This window comes from Bacteroides togonis (assembly GCF_900130135.1).
In the GTDB taxonomy this organism is placed as follows: Bacteria; Bacteroidota; Bacteroidia; order Bacteroidales; family Bacteroidaceae; genus Bacteroides; species Bacteroides pullorum.
Genome location: NZ_LT670820.1, coordinates 3,531,775 through 3,545,417 on the forward strand (window position 1 = coordinate 3,531,775; position 13,643 = coordinate 3,545,417).

10 protein-coding genes are annotated in these 13,643 nt (G+C 50.4%); 3 read left to right on the plus strand and 7 right to left on the minus strand.

Annotated features, from left to right (window positions below; all coding sequences use genetic code 11):
- Window positions 1-13 precede the first annotated feature (13 nt).
- Window positions 14-1,114 (plus strand): Mrp/NBP35 family ATP-binding protein, encoded by a 1,101-nt coding sequence (locus tag BQ8005_RS14830; RefSeq protein ID WP_075318584.1) that lies wholly within the window; start codon window positions 14-16, stop codon window positions 1,112-1,114.
- A gap of 63 nt (window positions 1,115-1,177) precedes the next feature.
- Here the strand turns inward: BQ8005_RS14830 and BQ8005_RS14835 are convergent, their stop codons facing one another.
- From BQ8005_RS14835 to BQ8005_RS14865, 7 genes are all read right to left on the minus strand, one after another.
- A complete protein-coding gene (locus BQ8005_RS14835; RefSeq protein WP_075318585.1) occupies window positions 1,178-3,157 on the minus strand; it encodes a M56 family metallopeptidase in 1,980 nt (659 codons plus the stop codon).
- Between the two features lie 137 nt (window positions 3,158-3,294).
- Window positions 3,295-3,660, minus strand: a complete 366-nt coding sequence (locus BQ8005_RS14840; RefSeq protein ID WP_021846930.1) for a BlaI/MecI/CopY family transcriptional regulator — start codon at window positions 3,658-3,660, stop codon at window positions 3,295-3,297.
- Between the two features lie 396 nt (window positions 3,661-4,056).
- Window positions 4,057-5,301, minus strand: a complete 1,245-nt coding sequence (locus BQ8005_RS14845) for an ABC transporter permease (protein ID WP_021846931.1) — start codon at window positions 5,299-5,301, stop codon at window positions 4,057-4,059.
- The gene (locus BQ8005_RS14850) at window positions 5,301-6,476 is read right to left on the minus strand and encodes an ABC transporter permease (protein ID WP_075318586.1); all 1,176 of its coding nucleotides are present in this window, start codon (window positions 6,474-6,476) and stop codon (window positions 5,301-5,303) included. The genes BQ8005_RS14845 and BQ8005_RS14850 overlap by 1 nt, the downstream gene beginning before the upstream one ends.
- A 69-nt stretch (window positions 6,477-6,545) precedes the next feature.
- On the minus strand, window positions 6,546-7,532 hold the full coding sequence (locus tag BQ8005_RS14855; RefSeq protein WP_075318587.1) for an HlyD family secretion protein: 987 nt from the start codon (window positions 7,530-7,532) through the stop codon (window positions 6,546-6,548).
- A 61-nt stretch (window positions 7,533-7,593) separates the two neighbouring features.
- Complete coding sequence (locus tag BQ8005_RS14860; RefSeq protein ID WP_075319285.1) at window positions 7,594-9,084, minus strand: TolC family protein; 1,491 nt, start codon at window positions 9,082-9,084, stop codon at window positions 7,594-7,596.
- A 213-nt stretch (window positions 9,085-9,297) separates the two neighbouring features.
- The gene (locus BQ8005_RS14865) at window positions 9,298-10,170 is read right to left on the minus strand and encodes a coiled-coil domain-containing protein (protein WP_021846936.1); all 873 of its coding nucleotides are present in this window, start codon (window positions 10,168-10,170) and stop codon (window positions 9,298-9,300) included.
- 236 nt (window positions 10,171-10,406) lie between these two features.
- Between BQ8005_RS14865 and mdh the strand changes: the two genes are divergently transcribed.
- Together mdh and BQ8005_RS14875 are read left to right on the plus strand one after the other, a co-directional pair.
- Window positions 10,407-11,348 (plus strand): malate dehydrogenase, encoded by a 942-nt coding sequence (gene mdh / locus BQ8005_RS14870; protein WP_021846937.1) that lies wholly within the window; start codon window positions 10,407-10,409, stop codon window positions 11,346-11,348.
- 143 nt (window positions 11,349-11,491) lie between these two features.
- A complete protein-coding gene (locus BQ8005_RS14875) occupies window positions 11,492-13,525 on the plus strand; it encodes a tetratricopeptide repeat-containing sensor histidine kinase (protein ID WP_075318588.1) in 2,034 nt (677 codons plus the stop codon).
- Window positions 13,526-13,643: the final 118 nt, after the last annotated feature.

Consider the following 13,643-nt stretch of genomic DNA (forward strand, 5'->3'; position numbering starts at 1 on the left):
AAACAGATATATTATGACTCTCTATCCGAAACTCATTCTCGACGCACTGGCCACCGTGCGCTATCCGGGCAACGGCAAGAACCTTGTCGAAGCCGAAATGGTGGCCGACAACCTGCGCATCGACGGTATGAAGGTCAGCTTCTCGCTCATCTTCGAGAAGCCCACCGATCCCTTCATGAAGTCCATGCTGAAATCGGCCGAAACGGCCATTCATACCTATGTGTCGCCCGATGTGGAAGTGACGATCAGTACCGAAAGCCGTCAGGCCGCCCGTCCCGAACCGGGCAAGATGTTGCCGCGCGTGAAGAACGTCATTGCCGTATCCAGCGGCAAGGGTGGTGTGGGCAAGAGTACCGTAGCCGCCAACCTGGCCGTGGCCCTCGTGAAGCTGGGCTACAAGGTCGGCCTGCTCGATGCCGACATCTTCGGTCCCTCCGTCCCCAAGATGTTCCAGGTGGAAGACGTCCGTCCCTATGCCGAGCGCATCGACGGCCGCGACCTCATCATTCCCATCGAGAAGTACGGCCTGAAACTCCTTTCCATCGGCTTCTTTGTCAACCCCGAACAGGCTACCTTGTGGCGTGGCGGCATGGCCAGCAACGCTCTGAAACAGCTCGTGGGCGACGCCGCCTGGGGCGACCTGGACTACTTCATCCTCGACACTCCTCCGGGCACCAGTGACATTCACCTGACGCTGCTCCAGACGCTTGCCATCACGGGCGCCGTCATCGTCAGCACGCCGCAGCAGGTAGCCTTGGCCGACGCACGCAAGGGCGTGGACATGTACACCAACGACAAGGTGAACGTACCTATTCTGGGACTGGTGGAGAACATGGCATGGTTTACTCCCGTCGAACTGCCGGAGAACAAGTATTACATTTTCGGTAAGGATGGTTGCAAGCAACTGGCCGAGGAATTGAAGGTGCCTTTGCTGGGCCAGATCCCCATTGTGCAGAGCATTTGTGAGAGCGGTGACAAGGGTACGCCCGTGGCTCTCGATTCGGACACCGTCACCGGCCGCGCCTTCCTGCAGCTGGCTGCTGCCGTGGTGCGTCAGGTAGACAAGCGCAACATCGAGATGGAACCTACACGGATTGTGCAGGTGAAGAAATAAGCATTCACCACAGAGGACAAGGGCGTCCTCTGTGGTGAACCAATTATGTAAAGAGAGAATTTCCTATTGCAGGCGGAACACGACCGGGAAAGTGTACTTCACGTTCACGGGTTTGCCGTCCTTGGTGCCGGGTATCCAGTCGGGCATGGTGCCGGTGACGCGCAGGGCTTCCGCATCCAGGCTGGGGGCGACGCTCTGGACGATTTGGGCGTTGGTCACCTTGCCTTCGGTGTTGATGATGACCGATACTACCACTCGTCCCTGTATGTTATTGGTGTGGGCTTCGGCCGGATAGCGGATATTCTTGCTGAGGTGTTGCATCAGTCCCGTCATACCGCCGGGAAATTCGGGCATCTTGTCCGCAACTTCATAGACTTCGCCCGTTACGGGGGCGTCGGGGTTTCGGTAGCCTACTACTATCATCTCGTCTATCTTCTCCACCGGTTCGGGCGTCAGGCGGAACATGACGGGGACGGTGTATTTCACGTTGACCGGCTCGCCTTTCTGCGTGCCCGGTTTCCACTTGGGCATGCCGCTGATGACACGGATGGCTTCGGCGTCCAGGGCGGGATCAACGCCTCTCAGGATGCTCACGTTGCCGATGCTGCCGTCCTTGCCGACCACGAACTGCACGGTGACACGTCCCTGTGTCCCGTCCTTATGAGCCGCTTCGGGATAGCGGATGTTGGCGGACAGGTACTTCATCAGTCCCGGCATGCCTCCATCGGGGAATTCCGGCATCTTTTCTACGACTTCATAGACTTCCTCACCGCCATCGGTTGGGGCGTTTATGGCCTGTTGCGGTTTCAGGACGATAACCATGTTATTGGAGTCCATCTTGGACAGGGTTTTGGGATTTCCTGCCCAGCCCAGTATCTGTGCGTCCTTGCCTTTGTACAGGAATGCAATGCTGGCTTCGGGTGACGTTTCTATGCGGAATTCTCCTTTATCGTTGACCGTGCTTGTGGTCATTGACTGGAACTTCCGGTCGGTGATAATCTGTACGTCGCTCAGCGGATTGCCCGCTTCGTCTACAATCTTTCCTTTGTAGGTCACCTTGTCGGACTTCTCCTGCTGGGGCAGGGGAGCGATGTTTTCAGGCTGAGACTGCACGTCGGGCGTTTCGGCAGGGGCGACGGCCTCGATGACTTCGGTTGTAATCTTCTGTGTGGCGCGTGCTACGGCCTCGATGTTGCTGACGATCATCAGCAGGGCGGCCAGCGGGAGGAACATCAGGTATTTGGTTCTCCCTATTGCTCGGGTTCTTCGTTTGTTCATCATAATGATACGCTTTTTTAAGGGTAATACATTGAAACTGTTATAGATGGTTGCTGCAGCCTTATGATGTGACAAACCCAACAGGTGGTATTGGTAGGTGCGGGAGTCGTGGCCGGTCTCCAGGACTTTTTCATCGGCCATGTACTCCAGGTTGGTGCGTATTTCCCGCTTCATGAGCCAGGCAAAGGGGTTGAACCAGCAGATGATGCATGCCAGTTCGCCCGTCAGCACGTCGATGGAGTGCCATTGGCGGGCATGGGTGCGCTCGTGGGTCAGAATCTCGTGCAGCTCGTCGCCGGTGTGGGCGTCGGGGCAGACGAATATCCAGCGGAAGAACGAGAAGGGGCCTTCTGCGCGGGGCAGGAGGTGTACGGTGGTGCCGTCTATCTTCTGCGTGGGGCAGCGGCGTGCCAGGCGGACGATGCCGGCCAGCTGGACGAGGAAGCGCAGGGCCAGCAGGGCGGCCACGAGCCAGTAGGCGACGACGATGCCGTCGGCCACCAGTTGTCGCCAGTCCGTTTCGGGCTGCGGCGTCAGGGTCAGTTCGGGCAGTACCACGGCGGCGTAGAGGTCGGCCATGGCTGCCATCGGCTCCTGCTGTACAATCCAATGCTGGATGTTGAGCAGCGGTACGGCGGTCGATACGGCGAAGAAGCAGAGCAGGGCCGTCCGCCGCCAGGCGAAGAACGTGTCCTTGTAGAAGAACAGCCGGTAGAAGGCGTAGAACAGGGCTATCGCCACGTTGATTTTCAGAAAATAGACCATATCTTTCAATTAAAAATGAAGAATTAGGAATGAAGAATTAAGAATGTGGCGGATGAAGAACTTTTCTTGTGCGATGGAGAAATTCTTCATTTGTCCGCAAGGCGGACATTCTTCATTCTTCATTGAAAAGGAATTTTTCACTTTTCCTTTCCTTTCTCAATCATCTCAATTATGTCTTTCAAGTCGTTGGCCGAAATCTTCTGCTCCTTGGCGAAGAACGAGACCATCTCCTTGTACGAATTGGCAAAGTAGTTGCGGACGAAGCCGCTCATGAATGTCCGCTTGTATTCGCTTTCGCGGATGAGCGGGGTGTAGCGGTAGGTGTTTCCCACGCGGCTGGGCTTCACGTATTGTTTCCGCTCCAGGTTTTTCACAATCGAGGCCACGGTGGTGTAGGGCGGCTTCGGTTCGGGAAATTCGGCGAGGATGTCCTTCACGTAGCAGGACTCCAGCTTCCAGATGTACAACATCACTTCTTCTTCTTGTCTTGTCAATTTTTCCATGGAATACAGTTTTAGTTTGAATTCTATGCAAAGCTACGAATATTTCGTAATATCGCAATAGGCAGAAGGTTAATAAGTTTAAAAGGATAGGAATTATTTGTCTTCGGGCGGGCAGCCAAAAACTTTTGGGAGGGTTTCCGCGGGCTCGGACGGGCAGCCAAAAACTTTTGGGAAGGTTTCCGAGTGCTCGGACGGGTCGCCAAAAACTTTAGGGAGGGTTTCCGAAGGCTCGGACAGGTCGCCAAAAATTTTAGGGAGGGTTTCCGAGGTCTCGGACGGGTCGCCAAAAACTTTTGAGAGGGTTTCAGAGTGTTCGGAGGGCAGCCAAAAACTTTTGGGAAGGCTTCCGAGGTCTCGGAGGGGCTGCCGAAAACTTTTGGGAAGGCGTTTCCGCCGTCACTCACCGCGCAGGGCTTTGTAGCGCCTGTAGGCTTCGATGACGTGACGGCGGCTTTGCAGGATCTGCCAGCGGTAGACGAGGCAGGTGGTCAGGAAGTAAATGCCGGTTTGCAGCCAGAGGGCCTGGTATTCCCACTGCACTTCGTTCAGCGTGGCCCCCATGCTGTTGATGCGCACGTAGCCGTTGATGCCGAAGGTCGACGGGAACAGGTACGAGAAGTAGCGCCAGAAGGGCGGGATGGCCGAGGCGGGCCACGAGATGCCCGAAAGGAACAGCAGCGGCACGGAGGTGAAGACGAACAGCAGCATGCACGTCTCGCGGTTGCGGATGGCGATGGAGGCAGTCATGGCGAAGAAGATGCAGGCGCTCAGGTAGGGCAGGGTGAACAGGATGAGTTCGCCCGGCAGGGCTATCTGGTTGAGGCTGAAGAGCCAGGGTACGACGCAGAGCACGTAGGCTGACACCAGCGCATACACCAGGAAGTAGCTCAGTCCCTTGCCCATGACGATGCGCAGCGTGCCGTTGTAGTGGCGGTTGATGGGCACGAGGTCGCGGAACTGGTTCTTCTCGCGGGCCGTTCCGGCCGAGAGGCCGATGCCCAGTAGCAGCGTCTGCTGGATGATGAGCATCAGCACGGCGGGTATCAGGAAGGCGGCAAAGCCGTTGGTGGGGTTGTACAGCGCCACGTCCTTGTATTCGATGGGGTAGGCCGTCACCTCGTCCTGGCGGTCGGTGGTGTTTCCGGCGCGGGCTATCTTGATTTCCGTGTTCATCTCGAGCGACACTTCGGTGTTGGCGCTCAGCATGGCCTTGTAGTACATCAGTCCGCTCATATCGCAAAAGATGCTCACCTGCGTCTGCCGTCCGGCGGCAATGTCGTCGCTGAAGGTTTCGGGCAGGTAGACGATGCCGTAGGCGTCGCGGTTGCGCAGGGCGAGCTTGGCTTCCTCCATGTCGGCGCAGTGGGCCACAACGCGGATGTCGGGGCTGGCGTCGAGCATGCGCACGTACTGTCGGCTCAGCGTGCTGCGCGAGTCGTCCACCACCACGGCGGGCACGTCGCGCAGCGTCTCGTTGGTGTAGATGAACGAGTAGATCAGCGGGTAGACCAGCGGTACCAGGATGAAGAAAATCAGTACCCCCTGGTCGCGGAAGGTCGTGCGGAATTCCTGCCGCCAGATGTAGAACAGGTCGTAGACGCCCTGTCTGATATGTTGTTTGAACGTAGGTTTCTTTTTCATCACGGTACGTATTTATAGTAAATGAGGGCTGCTTTCAGTCGGTGGGCGATGAAGAACGGCAGCATCATGAACAGCAGCAGGGCCACGTAGTTGGTCCATGAATAGATCATCGGATACCCGTTCAGCGCCTGGTCCACGTAGATCAGGAAGTAGTGGCGCAGCGGGAAGAGGTTGGCCAGCGCCTGCAGTGTGGGGTGCATGCCCATGGCCGGGAACGACAGGCCGCACATCGAGAACGACAGTACGCCCCATAGCGAAGCGAAGCTCAGCCCCAGGCGCAGCGTAGGCAGCACGCCTATCATCAGTACGCCCATGCCCTGCGAGGCCAGCACGAGGCACAGGGTGGCGAAGAGCATCGGCAGGATACCGCTGTTGCAGGGGAAGTGCAGGAAGCCGTAGAGGTAGACGTTGTAGAGGATGCCCATCAGGAAGAAGACGACGGTGTGGGGCAGGAGCTTGCCGGCGAGGGAAATCCAGATGGAGTTGTTGCCCGTGCGCAGCCACTGGCGGGCGGTGCGGTCCTTGATTTCCACGCCGATGGAGAATACCGTTACCATGAAGATGAGCAGCATCAGCACGCCCGGCGCGAACGTGTTGTTCAGGTAGACCGAATAGTTGATCCACGGATTGTTCAGCGGGTGTGTGTCGATGACGATGGGCTGCAGGAATCCCATGGCCTGGTCTTCCGTCGCTCCCTTGGCGTAGAGCACCGAGCGGGCGGCGGCTCCCGAGGCCAGTTCGCTCATCATCTTCATGTCCTTGTAGAGCAGCGAGCCGGCAATGAGCAGCGTGTTGTTGGTGTAGAACGACACCTTGGGCTGCCGCTGGGCCTGCGCTTTGGAGGTAGTTCCTTCTGGAATGTAGTAGAAGCCGTAGATGTCGCCCCGCTGCATGGCCTGGCGTGCCTCGGTCACGTTGGGGTAGTGGGCCACGACGGCCGTCTGTTCGAAGGCGTCGAGGTTGCGCACCAGTTGCCGCGAGGTGGTCGTCATGTCTTCGTCCACCATGCCCACCGGCATGTTCTGAGGCAGCCCCGAGTCCATCAGCGTGGTGAAGAACACGTAGCAGAACAGCGGTGCCACTACCATGCAGAACAGGTAGAGCGGACGGGAGACGAGGCGCTTTCCTTCACGCTTCATCACGTTCCACAAGGCTTTGTATTTCGTTGCGTTCATTTCGATAATTGATAATTGAGAATTGAAGATTGAAAATGGGAGTAATCTTCATTCCTCATTCTTCATTCTTTATTTTTCCAGCACCACGCTCATACCCGGCCGCAGTCCGTCGACTTTCTCCACTGGGCTGGCCTTCACTTCGAACGTCTTCAGGTCGAACTGGCCGGTGGTCTTCGTGGCTTTCCAGGCAGCGTAGGTGCCCAGGTCTTTCATATAGTACACTTTCAGTCGGATGTCACGGTCCAGTGCCGGTACGTAGGCTTCAAACTCTGTACCCACGGTCAGTCCCTTCAGCAGGTCCTCGCGTACGTTGAAGCTCACCCACATGTCCTCCATCACGGCGATGTTCATGATGGGCGCTCCTGTGCCTACCAGTTCGCCCACCTTGGGGAAGATCTCCGAAACCTCTCCCGCCGTCTGGGCAATGAGGTATGTCTCGGCGATGTACGATTGTACTTCGGCTACAGCTCCGCGTGCACGTTGAACCAAAGCTGCTGCAGCTGCCTTATCTTCGCGCTCGGCACCGTTCTTGGCCATGTCATACTGCGACTTGGCTGCCTTTTCCGTAGCGATGGCCGCGTCACGCTGTGCCGTCACCTCGTCCAGCTTCTGTGCCGACATTACTCCCTGGTCATACAGGTTCTTTATGCGTTTGTACGATTTTTCGGCAATGGTCACGCCGGCACGTGCTTTCTGCCACATTTCATAGGCGCCCTGGATCTGCTCCTGGCGTGCTCCTTTGATGGCTTTTTCGTTCTGTGCTTGTGCAGCGGCTTCGGCTGCCTGTGCCTGTTCCAGCTTGGCCTGTACGTCTGGCGCTTCCAGCAGGGCGAGCGTATCGCCTGCCTTCACTTGTTGTCCTTCTTTTACGCGGAACTCCAAGATGCGTCCCGGCACTTTGCTCGATACGCGGTATTCGTTGACGTCTGCTTGTCCTTGGACGATTTCCGGCCCTTTGTGAAGCATGAAGAAACCTACTAGGGCCACTACTGCGATGACGCCTACCAGTGTCAGGAAGGCCAGCAGCATGTTACTGTTTTGCGATTTTGTATCCATTTCGATAATTGATAATTTTATAATTGATAATTGAGAATTGATAATACTTCATTCTCCATTTTCAATTCTCCATTGATGTGAGTTCTCCCGTAGCTTTCTTCAGATAGAGATCTGTCAGTTTCACGTCTATCTGGGCGTCTATCTTCTCGGATTGGGCGGAAAGCCAAGCTGTGTGAGCTTCTAATACATTGCTGGCAGGGATTACTCCTTCCTCGAAGCCCAAGGTGGCGTAGCGCAGATTTTCATCTGCTTTTTCAAGGTTCTTTTCAGCCATTACCAGTTTTTTGGCTGCTTCGTTCACCTTGAAGGCGGACTGGCTTACCTGTAACTGAATCTTTTCTTTCGCCTCTTCCAGCTGATAGCGTGCGATGTTGGCTTCTGCCTTGGCTGCTTTCACCTTATTGATACCTTCGCCCCAGTGCCATAAAGGAACTGATACCATGACACCTACATTCCACATGCCTTTGAACTTCTTTTCGAAGCTATTCAATACGGACGGATTGGTAGCCATGTAGCTTCCCATCAGGGCGATGGAAGGTAGCATTTCCGAACGGGTTACGTTCACCTTTTGATCATAGATTTTGGATGCCAGTTCCAAGCTACGGACTTCAGGGCGTATGGCATAAACACTTTCCATATTGATTTGGTTGCTAGCTATTCCGGCTTCTTTCAGGTTTTCTTCCCGTTCGTCCTCCAATACAATATCCGTCGTCAGGTCCAGTCCGCACAGTTGGCATAACAACATGCGCGACAGACTTAGCCCATCGTCCACTTTGGTCAGCGTCATTTCCGCTTCGTTAACTTTCACCTTCACTGACAGGCCATCGGCTTTTGTCGCTACTCCTTCGTTGATCATTTTGTCTACATCGCTTTCCAATTTCTTCAGCAATTCCAGATATCCTTCAGCCAGCTTCTTTTTGTGTACCAATGATACAACCTGCCAGTAGGCCTGGTCAGTGTTCAGTATCACTTCCTGCATGCCTGTGCTGTGCTGTTGGCGTGCCAGTTCTTCGGCATATTTGGTTATTTTATTGTAGGCTCGTATTTTTCCACCCATGTATAGGGGCTGTGTCAGGGTAATGGCGCCGACATACATGTTTCGTGTATCAGTGCGGAAAGCATCTACTAAAGAACTTCCTACCTGATTTAACGGACCTGCCAGGTCTACACTTCCAAAAGCTTGTAACAGCTGCATGAATTGTGGGTTTTGTAGCAGGCCTGGGTTTTGTGCAATCATGTTTTGTACTCCGTTCTGCAAAGCACCGCTCAGGTTGGTACCGATATTGGATAAAGCATCTTTCTGTGCATCACTCAGCAGTGATATTTCCTTCTGATTACGGATGTAGGCACCTGTTGCATCGAACTTAGGTAAATAATTTGCAAAAGCAGCCTTTTTTTGATAGTGTGCGGCATTAATCTTCTCCTGGCTTATCAATAGCTCCTTGTTGTTGGCCATTGCTAATGCACGACAACTATCCAGGCTCAAGACCTGTTGTGCGCCTACTGCATAGACCGATAAGCTTAATAAGGTGGAACATAAGAACTTTTTCATTGTATTCATACGCTATATCGCTTTTATTTTGATTGCCGAAACAGTCGGCAATGATTGCATAAACAACAATGCAAAGATAAAAAAGTTCTGTATACAGGTTTAAAAAAAACTGTTAACTTACGTTTTTGTGATAAAGCAAAGGGATAAAGCAGGACTTCTTTCTCGAAAGTCTTGCTTTATCCCTTTATGGTTGGTTGAGGATTCTTTAGGTTTTTATTTGAGTGAAAAACTTTGCGAGCCAATTAAGATTCCATCCGCAAAGATGTCGACACGGTAATTGCCTGCATATAGATATTCTTCTACATTCCAATATACTGTGACCGCTTGTTCTTCGCCTGTGTATTCAATGTATTTCTTGATGGAATAAGTCAGGTTTCGATTTTCGTATTTGAATGTATTTGCCTCGCTTTTGGTCAGTACTCCATTATCAGGTTTGGTGATGCGCAGATATAATGTCTTTTCACCCGTTTCAGCTGTGATATTTTTCACGATGCTGAAATCTATTTTGAATTTTACTACATTCTTCACCTTGTCTGTTTCGCGTCCACGCTTGTTTTGTGCCTCAATGCGAATATTGGTTACGTCAAGCTGTGCGGCTAATGCGACTTTTTCATTCAATGTCTTTTTCTCTTTAGACAGGCTGGTTATCTGTCGGGAGGCATCGTTATATTTGCGTGTTACGTCTTTGATTACTTCTTGCTGGCGGGCAGTCAGCTGGTTGAGTGAGTCGATCTGATTGATATAACTGATCATGACTTTTCTCAAGCTGGCCAATTCTTTTTTCAGTCGGCGTATTTCTGATGCATTGCTGCTTTTTACTGTCCTTAATTCTTCCAAGAGACGTTGAGTTTTCAATTGTTCTTGTTCCAACAGAACGGAAAGCGAATCATTTGAAATTGTCAGTTTCAATTCGTCATATTGTTGTGCGAAGCGAGTGTATTCGTTTTCCAAATCTTCTTTTTCCAATTCGAATTCTTGTACCAATTCTTTGTTGGTTGTTTTTTCCATAACCAGTAATGTGGTTACTCCTATCAGTAGTAGGACGAGGGCGCTTCCTATGATAATCAGTGATTTGTTTTTATTCATTGTTTTGATTTGCTTATTGTTATCATTGTTTTTTGGCTTTTCCAGCTATTCATTTATACATTTTCAGCTTATTGTTTATTACAGGGGGCAAAAATAGGAATTAATTGTCAATTTGTTAACATTACTTGGAAGGTAAATGTTCATTTAACTAAAATTATTATGGAAAAATTTCTTTAATTGATAGTCTCGTCGTACTTTTGCACTGTCTTAAACAACTTTAAATAAAAGATTTAATTATGTCAAAAGTAACCGTAGTAGGTGCCGGTAATGTAGGCGCTACATGTGCTAATGTGTTGGCTTTTAATGAAGTGGCCGACGAGGTGGTAATGCTGGACGTAAAAGAAGGCGTTTCAGAAGGTAAGGCAATGGATATGATGCAGACAGCTCAGTTGCTGGGCTTTGATACGGTAATTACCGGCTGCACCAATGATTATGAGAAGACTGCCAATTCTGATGTTGTTGTTATCACTTCAGGTATTCCTCGCAAGCCAGGAATGACTCGTGAAGAACTGATCGGCGTTAATGCTGGTATTGTTAAGTCTGTAGCAGAAAATATCTTGAAATATTCTCCTAATGCTATTTTGGTCGTTATTTCCAATCCGATGGATACGATGACTTATTTGGCTCTGAAGTCTCTTGGCTTGCCTAAGAACCGTATTATTGGTATGGGTGGCGCATTGGATAGCTCACGTTTCAAATATTTCCTGTCTCAGGCTTTGGGTTGCAATGCTAATGAGGTAGAAGGAATGGTGATCGGCGGACACGGCGATACGACTATGATTCCTTTGGCACGCCTGGCTACTTATAAAGGACAGCCTGTAAGTACCCTTTTGAGTGAAGAAAAATTGAATGAGGTCGTTGCCGCTACAATGGTAGGTGGTGCTACTCTGACTAAATTGCTGGGTACGTCGGCTTGGTATGCACCAGGTGCTGCAGGAGCGTATGTCGTAGAGTCTATTTTGCATAACCAGAAGAAGATGATTCCTTGCTCTGTATATCTGGAAGGCGAATATGGCGAAAGCGATATCTGCATCGGTGTTCCTGTTATTTTGGGTAAAAACGGCATTGAGAAGATTGTTGAGCTGGAACTTACTGAGGATGAAAAGGCGAAGTTCGCTGCCAGCGCTGCTGCTGTCCACAAGACAAATGCTGCTCTGAAAGAAGTGGGTGCGCTTTAATTTAGTTTTTTATAAATATACATGGCCTTGTAACTTCTGAAAGGAAGTTATGAGGCTTTTTTCGTTTTTTTTACTTGTTTGATTGTTCGTTTAAAAAAATGGACTATTTTTGTGGAAAGAAGCAGGTTGAAAGGTAGATATTTATGAAGAGAGTTTTAATAAAAGGGCAGGTCGTATGGATATTAAGCTTCGTGATTGCCTTGTTGGCGTGTTGTGCCGAAGGGGAGAAAAGAGAGGAAGTATCTGAACAGGATGCTTTTCAGGCTTTTTTTGCCAGTCATAGTGACTCTATCTCTGTCGCTCCCCGTTGGATGAGAGCGGAGGCACTGAGGCGAATGAATGAAGCAGAAGATAGTCTTGTGAAGTATAATTACCTGTCTTTGACGCTGAAAACTTATCTGATGACTTCACAAATTGATTCAGCGTGGTTGGTGTTGCATCATATTCAGCATTTTGCTGCACGCCAACCTTTCTCTCCACAAGTAGCAGACTTACAGTCCGAGTGTTTGAATATGGCTGGCAATCTGTTTGCCCGTACAGGTGTGATGGATTCTGCCAAAAAGGCCTTTCAATCTGCTTATGAATATCGGCTGAAGGGGACGCGCATTGCTGATGTGCCCGATATCCTGATGAATCTTGCAGATGCCTGCAACCGTTTGGGAGAGTTGGATTTGGGGGCTTCCTGGTATCGAAAAGCTTTGTTGCTGTGCGACTCCTTGGAGTTGCCGTCTACCAAGCGTACTCCGATTTACTATGGGTTGGCGCAGGTTTACGTTGCTCTACGTGATTTTGATCAGTGTGATTATTACTACAATCTGGCTGGTCAGGAATATGAGCGGATGCTCCCTTATGAGAAATACATCTATTTGAATAATCGGGGAACGTCCTATTATTATCGGGGGGATTGCCAGACGGCTATGTCTTATTTTCGAAAGCTTGTTGAATTGACAGGAGGATATCCTGACATGATGTTCGAACAGAACTTGGGAAAATTGAACCTGAGCGATTGCTTTTTACAATTGCAACAACCCGATTCCGCGGCTCGTTATATGGATGAATGCCGGCCTTTTTTCCAAAAGATAGGGATGACGACTGCTTTGTATTATCTGGATACACAAGCTATTGCACAGGCATTGCTTCAAAAAGAGTTTGGTGAGGCCCGTCGTGTGCTGTCTCATAGTGTGACGCCTCCCGATATTGATCCCGACATGGTACATATCCGCAATAAATATCTGCAACAGTTTTATGAGGAAACGGGAAACTACAAGCAAGCTTATTATTATCAAAAAAACAACTTGAGGTTGGATGACTCCATCCGCAACGAACGTGTTCGGATGCATACGGCCGATTTGGCTTTGCGCTATCAGCAGGACTCTACCCTGCTGGCCCATCGTGTCATGATACGTGAAACTGAGAATGAGGTGCTTAGGCTCAGGCAGGCTCATCTGATTGTAGCTTGCATGGCGGTTCTCGCTTTTTTGGTAGCTGTTTTCCTCTATTTGTATAATAAGAAGAAGCGTGCGTTGATGTTGGTGGAGAATCGTCGTATGGTTTCCTCCCTGCGTTTGGAAAACATTCGCAACCGTCTGTCTCCTCATTTTATTTTTAATGTACTCAACCAGGAGATGCTGAGCCGCAAGCAAGAGACCGAGCAAAAAGAACTGGCTTCTTTGGTGAAACTGATGCGAAGAAATTTGGAATTGGCCGAACAGTTGTGTGTTACGCTGGAAGAAGAATTGGATTTTGTCAAGACTTACATAGATTTGGAACGGCGTTCGTTGGGAGACAATTTTTTCCCTGTTATCCAGATTGCGCCCGATGTGCATCCAAGTTTGGTATTCCTGCCTTCTATGTTGATCCAAATACCTGTAGAAAATGCTGTGAAACATGCGTTGCGTGGAAAGGAAGGAGAGAGACGGCTTTGGATTGATATCTGTCGTTGTGATTCAGGTGAAGTCAGCATTCAGATTACAGATAATGGGGGAGGATATCGTCCCAACAGCCTTCATCGGGGAACGGGTACCGGTATGAAAGTCGTCATGCAAACCATTCAGATTCTGAATGCAAAGAACAAACAGGCGCTGGATGTGGAAGTTCACAATGTGGTTCTCCCCAGTGGTGAGGCGGGATGTCAGGTTTCATTTCTTTTGCCTGTAAAGTACGATTACAGACTTTAAACGAGAAAAAAGAATTGTCGAATAATCCTTTATTTTTGTAGAATAGTTCCACTATTTAAACAAATAGTGCAAGACTTTCATTTCATTCTTTGCATTGGATTAATTTAATGCCTATATT